At 43.8% G+C, this 16,967-nt stretch carries 18 protein-coding genes and 1 pseudogene; 11 read left to right on the top strand and 8 right to left on the bottom strand.

Annotated elements, in window-relative coordinates; all coding sequences use genetic code 11:
• Positions 1–245 precede the first annotated feature (245 nt).
• From nuoH to C7Y66_RS07005, 5 genes are all read left to right on the top strand, one after another.
• Entirely contained in the window at positions 246–1,364 is a 1,119-nt protein-coding gene (gene nuoH / locus C7Y66_RS07025; RefSeq protein ID WP_015154294.1) for an NADH-quinone oxidoreductase subunit NuoH, read from the top strand.
• Positions 1,365–1,455: 91 nt separating this feature from the next.
• The gene (ndhI, locus tag C7Y66_RS07020) at positions 1,456–2,049 is read left to right on the top strand and encodes an NAD(P)H-quinone oxidoreductase subunit I (RefSeq protein ID WP_015154293.1); all 594 of its coding nucleotides are present in this window, start codon (positions 1,456–1,458) and stop codon (positions 2,047–2,049) included.
• 137 nt (positions 2,050–2,186) lie between these two features.
• Positions 2,187–2,834, top strand: coding sequence for an NADH-quinone oxidoreductase subunit J (locus C7Y66_RS07015; RefSeq protein ID WP_015154292.1), 648 nt, complete (start codon positions 2,187–2,189; stop codon positions 2,832–2,834).
• Positions 2,835–2,862: 28 nt separating this feature from the next.
• On the top strand, positions 2,863–3,168 hold the full coding sequence (nuoK, locus tag C7Y66_RS07010; RefSeq protein ID WP_015154291.1) for an NADH-quinone oxidoreductase subunit NuoK: 306 nt from the start codon (positions 2,863–2,865) through the stop codon (positions 3,166–3,168).
• A 4-nt stretch (positions 3,169–3,172) separates the two neighbouring features.
• A complete protein-coding gene (locus tag C7Y66_RS07005; RefSeq protein ID WP_015154290.1) occupies positions 3,173–4,093 on the top strand; it encodes an NAD(+) kinase in 921 nt (306 codons plus the stop codon).
• A 6-nt stretch (positions 4,094–4,099) separates the two neighbouring features.
• Here C7Y66_RS07005 and C7Y66_RS07000 read toward each other — a convergent pair.
• From C7Y66_RS07000 to C7Y66_RS30925, 3 genes and pseudogenes are all read right to left on the bottom strand, one after another.
• Positions 4,100–4,324 (bottom strand): annotated as a pseudogene (locus C7Y66_RS07000) (type II toxin-antitoxin system HicA family toxin).
• Entirely contained in the window at positions 4,317–4,544 is a 228-nt protein-coding gene (locus C7Y66_RS06995; RefSeq protein ID WP_106545008.1) for a type II toxin-antitoxin system HicB family antitoxin, read from the bottom strand. The pseudogene C7Y66_RS07000 and the gene C7Y66_RS06995 overlap by 8 nt, the downstream one beginning before the upstream one ends.
• Before the next feature lie 53 nt (positions 4,545–4,597).
• Positions 4,598–5,080 carry an ATP-grasp domain-containing protein gene (locus C7Y66_RS30925; protein WP_158265877.1) on the bottom strand — a complete coding sequence of 161 codons (483 nt, stop codon included), beginning with the start codon at positions 5,078–5,080 and terminating at the stop codon, positions 4,598–4,600.
• Positions 5,081–5,337: 257 nt separating this feature from the next.
• Between C7Y66_RS30925 and C7Y66_RS06985 the strand changes: the two genes are divergently transcribed.
• The 3 genes from C7Y66_RS06985 to C7Y66_RS06975 all read left to right on the top strand — a co-directional run bounded on the left by C7Y66_RS06985 (position 5,338) and on the right by C7Y66_RS06975 (position 8,652).
• Positions 5,338–7,350: a serine/threonine-protein kinase gene (locus C7Y66_RS06985; RefSeq protein WP_106545007.1), complete on the top strand. Its 2,013-nt coding sequence runs from the start codon at positions 5,338–5,340 to the stop codon at positions 7,348–7,350.
• Positions 7,351–7,531: 181 nt separating this feature from the next.
• Positions 7,532–8,179: a ParA family protein gene (locus tag C7Y66_RS06980; RefSeq protein ID WP_106545006.1), complete on the top strand. Its 648-nt coding sequence runs from the start codon at positions 7,532–7,534 to the stop codon at positions 8,177–8,179.
• Positions 8,173–8,652 (top strand): hypothetical protein, encoded by a 480-nt coding sequence (locus C7Y66_RS06975; RefSeq protein ID WP_015154285.1) that lies wholly within the window; start codon positions 8,173–8,175, stop codon positions 8,650–8,652. Before C7Y66_RS06980 ends, C7Y66_RS06975 begins: the two co-directional genes overlap by 7 nt.
• Before the next feature lie 81 nt (positions 8,653–8,733).
• On the opposite strand, the gene C7Y66_RS06970 is transcribed toward C7Y66_RS06975, so the two are convergent.
• From C7Y66_RS06970 to C7Y66_RS06955, 5 genes are all read right to left on the bottom strand, one after another.
• The gene (locus tag C7Y66_RS06970) at positions 8,734–10,569 is read right to left on the bottom strand and encodes an ABC transporter ATP-binding protein (protein ID WP_106545005.1); all 1,836 of its coding nucleotides are present in this window, start codon (positions 10,567–10,569) and stop codon (positions 8,734–8,736) included.
• 63 nt (positions 10,570–10,632) lie between these two features.
• The gene (locus tag C7Y66_RS06965) at positions 10,633–11,013 is read right to left on the bottom strand and encodes a hypothetical protein (RefSeq protein ID WP_106167036.1); all 381 of its coding nucleotides are present in this window, start codon (positions 11,011–11,013) and stop codon (positions 10,633–10,635) included.
• On the bottom strand, positions 10,980–11,174 hold the full coding sequence (locus C7Y66_RS30450; RefSeq protein WP_146149746.1) for a hypothetical protein: 195 nt from the start codon (positions 11,172–11,174) through the stop codon (positions 10,980–10,982). The genes C7Y66_RS06965 and C7Y66_RS30450 overlap by 34 nt, the downstream gene beginning before the upstream one ends.
• Before the next feature lie 24 nt (positions 11,175–11,198).
• A complete protein-coding gene (locus C7Y66_RS06960; RefSeq protein WP_106545004.1) occupies positions 11,199–11,840 on the bottom strand; it encodes a hypothetical protein in 642 nt (213 codons plus the stop codon).
• The gene (locus C7Y66_RS06955) at positions 11,837–12,508 is read right to left on the bottom strand and encodes a DUF2834 domain-containing protein (RefSeq protein WP_106545039.1); all 672 of its coding nucleotides are present in this window, start codon (positions 12,506–12,508) and stop codon (positions 11,837–11,839) included. Before C7Y66_RS06955 ends, C7Y66_RS06960 begins: the two co-directional genes overlap by 4 nt.
• 1,083 nt (positions 12,509–13,591) lie before the next feature.
• Between C7Y66_RS06955 and psaB the strand changes: the two genes are divergently transcribed.
• The 3 genes from psaB to C7Y66_RS06940 all read left to right on the top strand — a co-directional run.
• Positions 13,592–15,817, top strand: coding sequence for a photosystem I core protein PsaB (gene psaB, locus C7Y66_RS06950; RefSeq protein ID WP_106545003.1), 2,226 nt, complete (start codon positions 13,592–13,594; stop codon positions 15,815–15,817).
• Positions 15,818–16,271: 454 nt separating this feature from the next.
• Positions 16,272–16,757, top strand: a complete 486-nt coding sequence (locus C7Y66_RS06945) for a photosystem I reaction center protein PsaF subunit III (protein ID WP_015154279.1) — start codon at positions 16,272–16,274, stop codon at positions 16,755–16,757.
• Positions 16,758–16,829: 72 nt separating this feature from the next.
• A partial coding sequence (locus tag C7Y66_RS06940) for a hypothetical protein (RefSeq protein ID WP_106545002.1) occupies positions 16,830–16,967 on the top strand: 138 nt, incomplete at its 3' end.

The raw sequence follows: 16,967 nt of genomic DNA, 5'->3' as shown, positions 1-16,967 counted from the left end.
AAACCTCGAATACAAGTATAAGTACAACTTCTCAAGTACTCTGCTTTGCTGTGAGCCAGCGAACGATATACTAGGCAGTGTAATGTTAAAAAAATCTTCATGAAGAGGAGTAAAGAGTGAGAAATGAGCCTAGTGTTTCCACTACTCACTACTCACCACTCACTACTACGCAGCTAATATCGCAGAGGTTTTTTCTGCGCCCGCTGCTTCACTACTCACTACTCACTGCTTACTGAGTGCAAAGCATGAATTCAGGAATAGACCTGCAAGGTACTTTTATTGAAACCCTAATGGATTTGGGACTACCTGCGGATGTAGCCAAAGTCATATGGATGCCACTGCCGATGATTTTAATGATTATTGGCTCGACAGTGGGGGTGTTGGTATGCGTGTGGTTGGAGCGGAAAATTTCTGCTGCCGCGCAACAGCGAATTGGTCCTGAATATATCGGTCCATTTGGTTTACTAGCTCCTGTAGCTGACGGTTTGAAACTGGTCTTCAAGGAAGATGTGGTTCCAGCCAAATCAGATTCGCTACTATTTACCCTCGGACCCATCATTGTTGTCATTCCCGTGTTTCTGTCTTATTTAATCGTGCCGTTCGGACAGAACTTGGTAATTACTAATGTAGGGATGGGAGTTTTCTTATGGATTTCGTTGTCGAGCATTCAGCCGATTGGTTTGCTGATGGCAGGCTATTCCTCCAATAATAAATACTCCCTACTCGGAGGTTTACGAGCAGCAGCGCAGTCAATTAGCTACGAAGTTCCCCTTGCCCTATCAGTGCTGGCGGTTGTCATGATGTCTAACAGCCTCAGCACCATCGACATTGTGGAACAGCAATCGGGCTACGGTATTTTAGGCTGGAACGTATGGCGACAGCCGCTTGGTTTTGTCATTTTCTGGATTGCAGCTTTAGCAGAATGCGAACGGATGCCCTTTGACTTACCAGAAGCAGAAGAAGAACTGGTGGCGGGATATCAAACTGAATACGCTGGCATGAAATTCGGTTTGTTCTACTTGGGTTCCTATGTTAACCTTGTCCTTTCTGCCTTAATGGTAGCTATTTTATACCTCGGTGGCTGGGAATTTCCCATTCCCCTAGACATTCTTGCTGATTGGGTAGGAGTGAGCAGAGATAGCTCTTGGTTGCAAGTAGTAGATGCTGCTTTAGGCATCACGATGACACTACTCAAAGCTTATTTCCTCGTCTTTATCGCCATCCTACTGCGCTGGACAGTACCCAGAGTAAGGATCGATCAGTTATTAGACTTAGGATGGAAGTTTTTGCTGCCTGTAAGTCTAGTTAATTTACTTTTGACCGCAGCACTGAAGTTAGCTTTTCCCTTTGCCTTCGGCGGGTAATGGGTAATGGGTAATTGGCGATCGACTACCAATTACCAACTACCAATTACCAATTGCCTATGACCTTAAAAGAGAGAAACACCACAGTACCATGTTGAAATTTCTCAAGCAAATTGGCGATTATGCCAAAGAATCAGTTCAAGCAGCTCGCTATATCGGTCAAGGGCTAGCAGTAACCTTCGACCACATGCAGCGGCGACCGATTACAGTTCAGTACCCCTACGAAAGACTGATTCCCTCGGAACGCTTTCGCGGCAGAATTCACTTTGAATTTGATAAGTGTATTGCTTGTGAAGTGTGCGTTCGTGTTTGTCCGATTAACCTACCTGTAGTCGATTGGGAATTTGACAAACCATCGAAAAAGAAAAAACTCAATCACTACAGTATTGATTTTGGTGTTTGTATTTTCTGCGGTAACTGCGTGGAATACTGCCCGACAAACTGTCTATCCATGACAGAAGAATACGACCTCTGTACTTACGATCGCCACGAACTCAACTACGATAACGTAGCTCTAGGTCGCTTACCGTATAAAGTTACCCAAGATCCAATGGTTACGCCACTGCGGGAACTCGTTTACTTGCCCAAAGGCGTACTCGACCCGCACGATCTGCCAGCAGATGCCAAACGAGCTGGTATGCTACCAGAAGAAATTGTCAAGCAAGAAGAACAGACTGCTCAGTAGGTAACGGGTAATAGGTAATGGGTAAGGGAATCAAAAGTCAAAAGCTAAAAGTCAAAAAAGATCGACTTCTAACGACAACCAACTACCAATTACCAATTACCAATTACCAATTACCAATTTGCAAAGGATAAAGAGTTGTGAACATAGCACAAGGGGTACAGATTGTTTCGTTTGGCATCTTAGCAGCGATGATGATTGGGGCAGCCTTGGGAGTGGTGCTGCTGTCCAATATCGTCTACTCTGCTTTTTTATTAGCAGGGGTATTTATCAGTATTGCGGGAATGTACTTGTTGCTGAATGCTGATTTTGTCGCCACGGCTCAGGTGCTGATTTATGTCGGAGCGGTGAACGTACTGATCCTATTCGCGATTATGTTGGTGAATAAGCGCGAGGATTTCGCCCCGCTACGGAATGCTTGGGTACGCCCGACATTAACTGCGATCGTCAGTTTGGGATTATTCGCGCTGTTAAGTACGATGGTGCTGGCAACGCCTTGGGTATATTCTACTGGCGTGACACCTGGTAATAATTCCATCGTCTCGATTGGACAACATTTCTTCAGCGACTTCTTGCTACCGTTTGAACTGGCTTCAGTTTTGTTATTAATGGCAATGGTAGGGGCAATTATTTTAGCGCGGCGGGAATTTTTGCCAGAACAAATAATTTCGCCTCGTAAAGAACAACCCGTATTGACATTGCCAGAACGTCCGCGCGAACTCATTACCGTGTCGGGCGATCGCACCAGCAATTTAAGTAAAGACAAGCAAGCCAAAGGCAACTCTTAGATTTAGATACTCGCAAGCCAAGAAATCAATGCAACTCCAGTACTTTCTCATTCTCGCCGCCGCCCTATTTTGTATTGGGATCTACGGCTTGATTACCAGTCGCAACGCCATCCGCGTATTGATGTCAATTGAATTGTTACTCAATGCCGTAAATTTAAACTTGATGGCATTTTCTAACTTTTTAGATTCACAAGCAATTAAGGGTCAGGTCTTTACTGTATTTGTCATTACCGTTGCTGCGGCTGAAGCAGCTGTAGGATTAGCAATTGTGTTAGCGATTTACCGTAACCGCGACACAATTGATATGGAGCAATTCAATCTACTAAAGTGGTAGTTGAGTGCAGTTAAAGCAAGTCATCATCGCTCATAAAGCAGGAGATTCCCTCAGTCGCCGCTGGGCAGAAATTTGCGCCCAGCAGTTAGAAGACCGTGGCTGTAGAATACTGATGGGTCCGAGCGGTCCCAAAGACAATCCTTATCCAGTATTTCTCGCCTCAGCAGTTGCACCAATCGACCTAGCGATAGTTCTAGGAGGCGATGGCACGGTACTCACAGCTGCAAGGCACTTAGCTGCTGAGGGAATCCCTATTTTAGCTGTCAATGTGGGTGGAAATTTAGGTTTTTTAACCGAGTCATTTGAGAGTTTTAAAGATTCAGAACAAGTCTGGGATCGCCTGTTAGAGGATAGATACGCGGTTCAGCGGCGGATGATGTTACAAGCGGGACTTTATGAAGGCAATCGCTCGCAGATAGAAAGAGTTAGCGATCGCTTTTTAGCATTAAATGAAATGTGTATAAAACCCGCATCTGCTGACCGCTCGATCACCTCTATTCTAGAAATGGAAATTGACGGGGAAGTGGTCGATCAATATCAGGGTGATGGGTTAATTATTGCGACTCCCACTGGTTCCACAGGCTACACCATTTCCGCCAATGGACCCATCGTTCATGACGGGATGAAAGCGATTACCGTGACTCCCATCTGTCCGATGAGCCTTTCCAGCCGACCGATTGTTTTACCACCTGGTTCCGTCGTCAGCGTGTGGGCTTTAGGCGACTATGAACTGAATACTAAATTATGGATGGATAGTGTTTTAGCAACTGCAATTTGGCCCGGACAGCGAGTTGATATTCAAATGGCAGATTGCGACGCTAAGTTCATTATTTTGCGAGAAAACTATTCTTATTACCAAACTTTACGCGAGAAATTGCAGTGGGCAGGAGCGAGAATTCAATATACTAATAATCACCGGAATTGAGCGCTATTATTGCTCCTCAAATAGAGAGCGAGGTAATCCTGACTGCCGAATAATAGATTGCAGAGTACCTATACGTATCTCCGACTAGTTCGGCACGGGAACAGTAATTGTTGTATCTTCGGTTCGCTTTTGCATGATAATATGACTGCCACGCTGCCGAACTTTAATAAACCCAAATTGTTCGAGAATTTGACAAACTTCTTGAGCGGAGAGAACTCGCAGCCTACCCAATCGCAACCTCCAACCTAGTGATAAATACTTCACCATGCAATCGAGTTTCTATTTCAGTAGGTTCTGCTGTTTCAAAAAATAATTCTAATGCTTCAATTAAATTATTTCTTGCTTCCTCAACTATACTACCTTGACTGGCAATATCCAGCTCTGGACACAAAGAAACGTATCCATTTTCTTCCCGTTCAATAATTCCTGTAAACTGCTTTATTTGTTTCATGGACAGAGAGACATAAATTGTAGGTCAGATAATTGTTTACCGTTACTAAAATCTTAGCATTCATCTAACCAAATCTCAGCAAAACGTTCCGTTGTCCATCCTACAAGATCTGAAACTTGCCCGTCGCCAATTTCAACAATGCGTTTAACTCCGTCTCTACGTTTTATCACATCTACGGAGAAAAACTTACTATTAATTCTTTTCGCACATTCTTCTACAATAGTTGGAATTTTCTTTTCTGAATTGGCAGCAAACACTCTACCATTAATAACAAAGTAACGCCGCTCGGAATCCGATATAAAATCTTCAACTCGTCGAACACAAACACCACCTTCAATTGTGCCACGAAACTTTTGCATTTCACTCACAACTGTTTTAATATCTGAAGGTTTTTCAATCGTTGAGCCAATTGAAGTTTTGAGAGATTTGACGTAATCTTTAATAAAGAAACATTCCCAGCCTAAATTGCTCAATTCTCTTTCTAAATCGCTATCGACTGTTTGACAAACATACAGCTTGAGCAAGATAGGCTTCATCGATTTTTTTCGGATTAAAATAATCGCTAGGAAAAAGAAATGTTAACATATCCAAACTGACATACCATTCAATAGAATAAATCAGTATATATTCAATAAAATGAAAATAGGTGAAATTTAGCGCTGAATCGAGCATGATGAAAAAGTCTTTCGAGCTGCAAGGGCGATCGCTCTGCTGAGAGCGGTTTCAATAAGCGGTATAAATAAGCTATAGAAACGACTTATCATAATACCCAACGGTTGGTTAACGGCTGATTATGAGTTACTGCCTCAACCCTAGTTGCCAGAAGCCTTTGAATCCCAAAGGAACGCCCTTCTGCCACAGTTGCGGCAAAGAAATTCAGCCGCTGCTGCGCTATCGCTATCAGATCGTCCGCCAGTTGGGAAGCGGCGGGTTTGGTAGAACTTTTTTGGCAGAGGATACAGACAAGCTAAATGAACCGTGTGTTGTCAAGCAATTGGTATCGCAATTTCCAGGAACCAAAGCTTGGCAAAAGGCAAATGAGCTGTTTCAGGAAGAGGCACAGCGCCTACAACAGTTAGGGGAACATCCGCAGATTCCGGCGTTATACGCCTACTTTGAACAGGATAACTACCTGTATCTGGTACAGCAGTTGATTGTAGGGCAAACTTTGCAGCAGGAAGTCGAGCAACAAGGGATATTTAGCGAAGAAAAAATTTGGCAACTGTTGAGTGACTTATTGCCAGTTCTCCAGTTTATCCACGCCCATCATGTGATTCATCGGGATCTCAAGCCAGAAAACATCATTCGCCGTCAGAGTGACGGTAAACCAGTTCTGATCGATTTTGGCGTTTCCAAGCAATTATCGGCAACGGCGATCGCTAGCCCAGGAACAAGCATCGGCTCCTTTGGTTATGCCTCGCTAGAACAAATGAATATTGGGGATGCCTATCCAGCTAGCGATCTCTACAGTTTAGGCGTAACTTGCTTTTATCTGCTGACCCAGATCCATCCATCTCAACTGTGGACGGAAAAAGGCTACAGCTGGGTGACAGACTGGCGACAATATCTTAAAACGCCAATTAGTCAAAAATTAGAGCGAGTTCTAGACAAGTTGCTGCAAAAAGACTTTCTCCAGCGCTATCAACATGCTGATGAAGTGCTGCGAGACTTTAGCGATCGCATCCAGTTATCTGTTGACCCAGCGACAATCGAAACCCAACTACCATCAAGCGAAATTAGTAGCATCAAGGCAGATTCTAACCCTATAGGACAGCCTTCGAGTCAGGGAAAGCGACTGCAACTCAAGCGCGATCGTACTCAAGCGCTGCCCACGCTTGTTCCTCTCCAACGGTTGCAGAAGCGACTGCTAGTGGGGGGTGTTATCCTGCTACTAGGATTGCTGGGATATGGTTATTGGTATCTCAATCGAATCTCCACGATCGCAGGGCATACTGGGGAAGTTAATACGATTGATTTCAGTCCAGACGGACAGAAGTTTGCTAGTGGTAGCGACGACAAAACGATTAAAATTTGGAATTTTAGCGATCGCCGAGAACTCAACACCCTTAAAGGTCATACCAACTGGGTTTACTCTGTCGCCATTAGCCCAGATAGTCAAACTCTAGTCAGTGGCAGTAAGGATAATACAGTCAAAGTTTGGAACTTGAATACGGGACGGGAACTTCGTAGCCTCAAGGGTCATGCTAGCTATGTTGATACCGTTGCCATTAGCCCAGACGGTCAAAAATTTGCTAGTGGGAGTTATGACAAAACAATTAAAATCTGGAACTTCAAGACAGGAGAGGAACTTCGGACTTTGAGGGGTCATGCTGCTGAAGTTTTGTCCGTTGCCATTAGCCCAGATGGTTTAAGGCTTGCCAGCAGTAGTACAGATAGAACGATCAAAATCTGGAATTTCAATACAGGACAGGAAATTTTCACCCTCAGAGGGCATACAGGCGATGTTAACTCCCTCGCTTTTAGTCCAACTGGTCAAGAACTGGCAAGCGTCAGTGACGATCGCTCGATCAAAATTTGGAATCCCAACACGGGACGAGAAATACGCACCTTGACGGGACATTCAGCTGATGTCAATTTTGTCACCTTCAGCCCAGACGGTCAAAAAATTGCTACGGGCAGCGATGACAAGACTATTCGAGTATGGAACTTGACTACAGGAGAGACACTAGCTACCCTGAGAGGACATTCAGCTCCGGTTTGGTCTGTTGCTTTCAGCCGCGACGGACAAACTCTAGTTAGTGGTAGTGCAGACAAGACAATCGCTTTTTGGCATCTATCGCCGTAATCGGAAGCAGGGAGAAGAGAGCTGACTGAGGGAGCAGAAGAGAGCTGAGGGAGCAAGTCACAACTAATTCCGAATTCCGAATTCCGAATTCCGAATTCTCCCCACACCCTGCTCCCTGTGAATTAAAACATTTTAGGGACGCGGATTTGGTAATCTATTCTTGTCCCTAGAAAGATGCGCAATGGCTCGGCAACCCAAGATAATTGTTGTGGCGAATGGTAAAGGTGGCGTGGGTAAAACCACAACAAGTATGGCTTTGGCAGGAATTCTTGCCGAGCATTACAAAGTCTTAGCGGTCGATGCTGACGTTCAAGGCAGTTTATCTTGGTGGGTCGATCGCGGCGAACAAAAAATGGGTTTCGATTTAGTACAGGAAACCGATCCCTTACTATTGGGCAAATTGAAGCGGGTAGACGAATACGAACTCGTCGTCGTCGATACACCACCAGCGCTCAACTCGGAATCATTGGCAGCAGCGATCGCAGCGGCAGATTATTTATTGTTACCAACGCCGCCAGCACCGATGGATTTAGCTATCCTAGTTGAGACAGTCAGACGTGCAGTCGTACCATCAGGGGTAGCCCATCGCGTCCTCTTAACGCGAGTCGATCCTCGTAGTTGGACGGACGCGCAAGCAGCTCAAAACACCCTTAAAGAACTCGGTATTCCAGCTTGCAAGACTGTCATCCGCGCCTATAAAGCCCACGAACGAGCAGCTTTAGATGGCGTGCCAATCGTCCAGTGGCGAGGAAAGCACGCAAAAGAGGCACAATTAGATTACCGTAAAGTCGCCGACGAAATGGAGAGGGATTGGAGGAAGTTATGGTGAGAAAAAATCTATCCGATTTATTGAAAGAAGAGGCGCAAAAATCTGCCGAACCGCAGGAGATTACGGTAGAAGCAAAACTTGTTGTGGAGGAACCCACTTCAGAAGAGACAAATTCTGAATCTGCCACAAATCATCGCCGTACCAGTCCCACTAAAGCCGAACTGGAAACCACAGTGAAAGACATACAAGCAGCACTAGAAGCTGCCCAAACCGAGAATCAGGAGTTGCGATCGCAACTCCAAGACCAAAAAACTTTAGTCGAAAAAGTTGAAAAGTTGCAAGCAGAACTCGACCAAGCCAAAGAAACAATCTTGAAACTGACAGAAACAAACACTAAATCTAGCTCCAAAACAACCTCTAAATCTAACTCTAAACCCGTTAGTTCTGCCTTAGCTAGACCAGTACAATCCTACTCTTTACCTGACATGTCATCATCTACATTTTCAGATAAAGATATTGGTTGGTTTGATTGATTTAAAAAAGTACTGTGATAGTAAGGTGGGCATTGCCCACCCCACACAATTTTGACTTTTAACTTTTCACTTTTGACTTACTCACTGATACCCCGCTGCTTGCAGGCGAAACAAATGAGCATAGCGTCCTCCCGCCTGCAATAATTCTTCGTGAGTTCCCTGTTCTACCACTTTCCCACCAGATAAAACCATAATTTTGTCTGCCATTCTCACGGTAGAAAAGCGGTGGGAAATCAGAATTGCCATCTGATTTTGAGTTAGCGATCGCAAACGTTCAAAAATTTGAAACTCTGCTTCCGCATCCATAGCGGCTGTGGGTTCGTCTAGAACTAAAATATCTGCCTTATTTCGCATAAAAGCGCGAGACAAAGCGATTTTTTGCCACTGTCCCCCCGATAATTCTTGTCCGCCGCGAAACCATTTACCTAATTGCGTTTGAAAGCTATCTGGTAATTGTTCGATTAAAGGTAGCGCCATTCCTTTGTCTGCTGCTACTTGCCATAGATCTCTATCTTCAATGCGGGTAACATCACCGACACCAATATTTTCACCTACGGTAAATTGGTAGCGAATAAAGTCCTGAAATATTACCCCAATGCGTCTTTGTAAAACTCCTAAATCCCATGCTTGCAAGTCTAAACCGTCAAGTAAAATTCGCCCTTTATCTGGATTATATAATCGAGTCAATAACTTAATTAAAGTCGTTTTGCCAGAGCCGTTTTCACCAACTATGGCTAATTTTTCTCCGGCTCGAATCCGAAACGAAACATTATTTAAAGCAAGTTTATTACTACCAGGATAAATAAAGGAGACATTTTCAAATCGAATGCCATCTCCAGGTATTAAACCTTGGGTAGCTTTGCCTTTAGGTAAAGAAATAGGTTGTTCTAAAAATTCGTATAAATTAGATAAATAGAGATTATCTTCATACATTCCGCCAATACTAGTTAAAGTGCTAGAAAAAGTCGTTTGTCCCTGACGGAATACCATCAGATACATTGTCATATCACCCAGCGAAAGTCGTCCGGCGATCGCTTCAACAACAATCCAAGCATAGGCAAGATAAAACGCTGCCGTACTCAACAAACTTAATAAATATCCCCACACACCACGCCGCAGAGTTAAATCTCGATCTTCCCCATATAGCCGATTAAAGATCGAACGGTAACGTTCTAACAACATCGCCCCCAACTGGTATAACTTTACTTCCTTAGCAAAGTCTTCGCGAGCGATCAAAGTTTCTAAATAAGTCTGTTCCCTTGTTTCCGGCGCACGCCACCGAAATAGGCGAAAAGCTTGCCCAGCAAATCGCGTCTCCGCAATAAATGCAGGTACGGCTGACAACAACAAGACTATGACTGCCCAGAAAGAAAACTGTAGCAACAAGCCACCGTAGGTCACAAGAGAAATCGCATTTTGGACAATACTAAACGTGCTACTCACTAAAGACAACGGACGACTAGAAGCTTCTCTTCTCGCTCTAGTCATCTTGTCGTAAAATTCTGAATCTTCAAAATGGATAAGGTCTAAAGTTAACGCCTTCTGCAAAATTAATAGATTGACTTTTTGTCCCAGCAACACTCGCAACAAAGACTGGGATATCGTTAATCCTCTCTGACTTCCTGCGAGTAATGCGACTAAAATCGCCTCAATTCCCAGATAGCCTAGTGTAATCAGGCGATCGCGTTCTAATCCCGACTGATGGGCTAAAACCACACCATCGACAATTAACTTACCCACATAGGCGATCGCGGCTGGGAGTAAACCCGCTACCACAGTCACAATCGCCAAAACAAAGGTTAGGGCGCGACTTGTTTGCCAAACTAATCCTACCGCTCTACCTGTATATTGAAACACCTGCGATCCTTGTTTCAATTGTGTCAGCAGTCTTTGCAGGATGTTTCGTGGCTTTGGCATTTTTGGAGTTAGTAATTATTGGTGGTAGAAACGCACACCTGTGCGCCTCTACTGATGCGATCGCTAATTTTTATGTTCGTAATACTCTGAAATGTGTTCGTAGACGTGTTCTGGAAATTGTAGATCCTTATACACATTACCTGCATCAGGATCGTCAGCATTAGGACAAATCGGAAAATCTTGGTGCTGTTGCCATTCTAATATCCGTTCCCGTTTGGGCGGATTGTAGTCTTTGGCTTGTACCTGGTGGTAGAGGCTGCGTGCTTCTGTTTCACTACAGTCTTTATCTTTAGTCAGGTAGTTAATTAATTCTTCTTCACTTAAAAAATGACGCGCCACCATTGCAAACACCAACCTACCGTAGTGTCCGATATCCTCACCTGCGTCTAGGGCATCCAGAAGATGCGCCATCATCCCATTCTTTCGCAATTCTGCCACTGCCATAACTCATCGTTCTCCCAATAACTACTTCTTATATGGTACACATGAACTATATATGTTGTTGGTTGTTGTCTCTCGTCAGGGCGGGTTTTGAGGAAAAATTTTTCGTTGAGGCTGTTATATTTGTTTGCTAAACCCACCCCTACAAATTCTGATAACGTCACTGGTTACTGGTTACTGGTCACTGGTCACTGTCTTAAGGGGGGTCGCCAGCAAAGGTAGGCAAGGGGACCGAGTAATGGAATTAGGGCAATCAGCCAAAATAACTGAGAATTGCTGTAGTATCCGCGCCGCGCCATGTCATCACCGAGGACTGTGGGGAACAACAAGCAAAATAGACAAAATGCTAAACTCATGCCATTGATAAAGCGATCGCTTAGAAATTGCTGAAGATAATTTCCCCAGTCACCAAAAATAATTCCGAAGCCAAGTAAAGCAAGAGTAAATAAAGTCAGAAACAACCCTGTAATGCGCGAATCTAACAACTGCAAAAAAGTATCTTTCTGCCCTGTAAACTCTTGATTTGCTTCTCGCAAAGCTAAGTATGGGATTAACCCAATTACCCCCGTGCCTATAGAGGCGATCGCAAAAGGATAAAATGGTAACTTCTGCATTCTGCCATCAAAGAAAAGCACGCAACTGTAGAGAGCAATACAAACACCAATTAGGGCAAACAAAGACAAAATTACTGGGTTGACACTTGCCCACTGGAACGTCAATATTTTCATCAACAAATTCAAAGTTTCTTGCCAGTGAATCGGCGGGGCAAGAAACAATACATAAATGAGAAAACCCGCCCAAATCGTCCATAAAGCAATTTTTCTGTTCATGTCACCACTTGCTGACTCGCTATTGCCGAACTATCCTCTGGTAGAGGCGGACGCACGCACAAATAACCTAAAGAGCCAAATAAAGGAATTAACGCTGTTAACCAAAAAATCACCGAATTATTCATGCCTCTGCGTGCCATATCATCCCCTAATAAAGCAGGAAATAAAACACACAGTAAGCAAAAATCCAAACTCATGACATGAATAAAACGGCTAGTTTGCCACTGCTGCAAAAAATCTGCCCAATCTCCTTTACCCAAACCGTATGCAACTAACGCGATCGCACCTATACTCAAAACAACACCAGTTAGCCGTGCATCTAATAACTTGAGCAACAGATTTTTCTGACCTGGGAACGTTGGATTCGGTTGACGTAACGCCAAATAAGGCAATAAAGCAAATGCGCCTACACCCATTGATATAGTTGCAAATATCCAAGCAGGAATCTTTTGCCCCCTACCATCAATAAACAGCAAACAACTGTAAATTAGTGGAAAAACTCCCATCAAATTAAATAGGGAAACAATTAGAGGATTAATTCCCGCCCACTTGCCAGTAGAAAGATTTGTAATTAACTCCAGTGTATTTGGTTGGTCGGGGGGCGCGAATACGAAAGCGTAAGTAATAAATCCTAGCCACAGCAACCAAAATCCAATCTTTCTGCTCATCATAAGGTAAGTATGTAGAGTAAAAGAACTAAATAACAACTCTACTTTAATTTTTGCGATCGCCCAAGATATTTAGATAGAATCTTCGACTCGCTCTCTTAAATCTTAAAATTGCTCTCTTTTACTCGCTTACGCCTAAAGGAAGAGTTGTTTATCAGTTGTCAGTTTATTTCAACTTACGACTTACGACTTACGACTTACCAATTACTTATTACCAATTTCCCTCAACACCTTCTCTGCTTGCCCAATAAAGCGACGATTGCGTTTGTAGTGAAAATGCGTGCAGTTTACAAAGCGCCCACAATCAAAATTCAGTCATGAGAAAATAGAGGATGTTTATCATTACTTATATTCCTTGAACTATAGTTTGGTAACTTCCTTTATATGGGAAAAATTACCTTTGCATACTATAGTTAGAATGCCCAATTTAACTAATAAAACTGAACTTTGTGATGTAGAGAGTATTTAGAGCATATTTTGGCGATCGCACATTAGAATTATTTATATTTTTCCTCGTAGGGTAGGCAGCGCCCACCTTTAGCTCATTTATCTAGAGAGCGTTTGAAACGTACTCTAACAATCGCATATTAGAATTATTTATGGATATAATTGATTAAGTCACTCGTGAGTTGTTGACTTACTGCGGCATAACATAAAGTGCCAAATTAAGAAGGTTGCTTAAACAAATGCAACATTACTCTGTGGCGATACTTTAGCTGCAAAAGCTTAGTAGAGTTAGGGTTTGATAGATTTAACCAGAACGCTTCAATTTATAAATCTAAAAGCAATTTCATAATTTGAAAAGTGCTTTACTAGCCTTAATAAATCGCTAAATAATTTAATAATGCTTCTATGTGCGAATGCACAAGGACTGAGTTAGTTTTTATTCGCAATAAGTTAGTTTTGTTGCATTTAGCTACTGAATTGCGCTATTAAAACTACACCTCAATACGGTATCTAGTGAATTTAATTACAGTAGTTTCTCTTCGGCTTCATGTCGAGGGAGATTTCGTTTGTCTGTACTGTTTTGCTAATTCAGATTAATAACAACGGATTAGCTAATTGGAGGATTTAGTAAAGTAAATGGCAACTAAATTTCCCAAATTTAGCCAAGATCTCGCACAAGACCCGACCACTCGTCGGATATGGTATGGGATTGCTACCGCCCACGACTTTGAAAGTCACGATGGAATGACTGAAGAAAATCTTTATCAAAAGATTTTTGCTACACACTTCGGTCACATTGCCATCATCTTTCTTTGGGCATCCAGCCTTCTATTCCACGTAGCTTGGCAAGGAAATTTTGAGCAGTGGATAAAAGATCCGCTGCACGTCCGTCCCATTGCCCACGCAATTTGGGACCCTCAATTCGGTAAAGCCGCAGTTGATGCTTTTACCCAAGGTGGGGCAAGCTATCCCGTCGATATTTCCTACTCTGGTGTTTATCACTGGTGGTACACCATCGGGATGCGGACGAATAACGACCTCTATATGGGTTCGGTGTTCCTACTCGTGCTAGCTTCAGTATTCTTGCTAGCTGGCTGGTTGCACTTACAGCCCAAATTCCGCCCAGGACTTGCCTGGTTTAAGAGTGCGGAATCTCGCCTGAACCATCACCTAGCGGGATTGTTTGGCGTTAGCTCCTTAGCTTGGACTGGACACCTGGTTCACGTTGCAATTCCCGAAGCTCGCGGACAGCACGTCGGTTGGAGTAACTTTCTGACTACACCACCCCATCCAGAAGGTCTAACGCCCTTCTTTACGGGGAAATGGGCGGCTTATGCTGCTAACCCTGATACTACCAATCATGTCTTTGGAACCTCTCAGGGTGCGGGTACGGCGATCTTGACCTTTTTGGGTGGCTTCCACCCTCAAACTCAGTCTTTGTGGCTGACGGATATCGCTCACCATCATTTGGCGATCGCAGTATTATTCATCGTTGCCGGACACATGTACCGTACCAACTTCGGTATCGGTCACAGCATCAAGGAGATGATGAATGCTAAAACCTTCTTTGGTGTTCCAGTAGAAGGTCCGTTCAATATGCCTCACCAAGGCATTTACGACACCTACAATAACTCTCTCCACTTCCAGCTCGGCTGGCACTTGGCTTGCTTAGGGGTCATCACCTCGTTGGTGGCACAACACATGTATTCCCTGCCTCCCTATGCATTCATGGCGCAGGACTACACGACCCAGGCAGCGTTATACACGCACCACCAGTACATTGCTGGATTCATCATGCTGGGGGCTTTTGCTCACGGCGCGATCTTCTGGGTACGGGACTACGACCCAGAACAGAATAAGGGCAATGTCTTAGAGCGCGTCTTGAAGCACAAAGAGGCGATTATCTCTCACCTGTCTTGGGTATCGCTGTTCTTGGGCTTCCATACCCTCAGTCTTTACGTTCACAACGATGTAGTGGTTGCCTTTGGAACTCCTGAAAAGCAAATTCTGATCGAACCCGTGTTCGCACAGTTCATTCAGGCTGCTCACGGTAAGGTGTTGTACGGCTTCGATACTCTGTTGTCTAACCCAGATAGTATCGCTACAACAGCTTGGCCCAATCACGGGAATGTCTGGTTGCCTGGTTGGTTAGGTGCGATCAATGCTGGTACGAACTCTTTGTTCTTGACGATTGGTCCTGGTGACTTCTTAGTCCACCACGCATTTGCTCTCGCTTTGCATACAACCACGTTGGTATTAGTTAAAGGTGCGTTGGATGCCCGTGGTTCCAAGCTGATGCCCGACAAAAAAGACTTCGGCTATGCCTTCCCTTGTGATGGTCCTGGTCGGGGTGGCACTTGCGATATCTCCGCTTGGGACTCCTTCTACCTGGCTGCGTTCTGGATGCTAAACACGATTGGTTGGGTGACGTTCTACTGGCATTGGAAGCATCTAGGAATTTGGCAAGGCAATGTGGCTCAGTTCAACGAGTCTTCGACATACCTGATGGGTTGGTTGCGCGATTACCTGTGGCTATATTCAGCTCAGTTAATTAACGGCTATAACCCCTATGGCATGAATAACCTGTCTGTCTGGTCTTGGATGTTCCTGTTGGGACACTTAGTATGGGCAACTGGTTTCATGTTCCTGATTTCTTGGCGCGGTTACTGGCAAGAGTTGATCGAAACTTTGGTCTGGGCGCACGAGCGGACACCTCTAGCAAACTTGATTCGCTGGAAAGACAAGCCTGTGGCTCTGTCAATCGTTCAAGCTCGCGTTGTGGGGTTAGCTCACTTTGCGGTTGGCTACGTCCTCACTTATGCTGCTTTCGTAATTGCTTCGACTGCTGGTAAGTTTGGTTAATCGAGCGTAGGGTAAATAAAATCCCCTACTTCACAAATAGGGGATTTTATTAATTGGTTAGTTATCAGTTATCGGTGGTTAGTTATAACTTCTGTCGCTTGTCTACTCAGTTTTAACTTTTAAATTTTGACTTTTGACTTTCTGAAGTTTTCTTCATAAATGAAGCTATGAAATGAGGCAGTCGCTTACTAGTATTTTCTAAAATCCTTTTGTAGTGAAGTTTTAGTTCTTGAAAAACAATATGTAAAGTAATAAAACACAAAACGTTTTTTATCTTGTAGTCAGGACAATTTAAATTTTATCAAATCAGATTAAATTGGATTTTGAGTCTGTTAGGATACTTGCCAAAGACAACGACGATCGCTCTTTTGCAGAGGCGATCGCGCCTCTAAAACAAACCATTAACAATGCTATGCAGTTCATAAAAAGTGACAGAACAAAAAGCGAAATTAACATGAGGCGGTTATTATTTACACTAGCGATCGCCTTTGTAATTTGGGGCAGTACAATTCCTACGGCTTCTGCGGCTAATAGCACTCTCGTACCTTGTAGCAAATCGCCAGCTTTTCAGGCGCGGATGAAAAATGCTCCTGATACCTATTACTTCAATAAGCCATTTAAGGCTTACGCAAAATACGAACTTTGCGGCACGGATGGTTTACCTCATTTGCCACTCGATCGCTTAGATCGAGCTACTGATGTTTTAGTTCCCATCGGTCTATTTTTGTACGTTGCTGGTTTTATCGGCTGGAGCGGTCGTTCTTATCTCCGTGCCACTAAATCAGCTAGCGATCCCGAAATGAAAGAAATTTTTATCGATTTACCGTTGGCATTGCAGTCTATATCGAAAGCTGTTCTTTGGCCTCTTTTAGCACTGCAAGAGTTCTTGAGTGGTGACTTGACTGCTAGAGATGAGGAAATTCCAATCTCGCCACGATAGCCGAATTAGTTAAGTTGAATTAGTTCAAAACTTTGTGCGCACTATTCGCAATCTCACATTAGGAAAATAGCCATGCAACATGTGTTTAAATATCTCACTCTTGCCCCTGTAATGGCAACTTTTACAATGGTTGCTCTTTCGGTAGTGCTAATTATGTTGCAAATTTGGTTTCCAGGTTTGCAGTATGGCACCTGTCTCTTATACACATCT

The sequence above is a fragment of the Chroococcidiopsis sp. CCALA 051 genome (assembly GCF_003015105.1).
Lineage (GTDB): Bacteria > Cyanobacteriota > Cyanobacteriia > Cyanobacteriales > Chroococcidiopsidaceae > Chroococcidiopsis > Chroococcidiopsis thermalis.
This window is presented reverse-complemented; position numbering and strand designations above follow the sequence as displayed.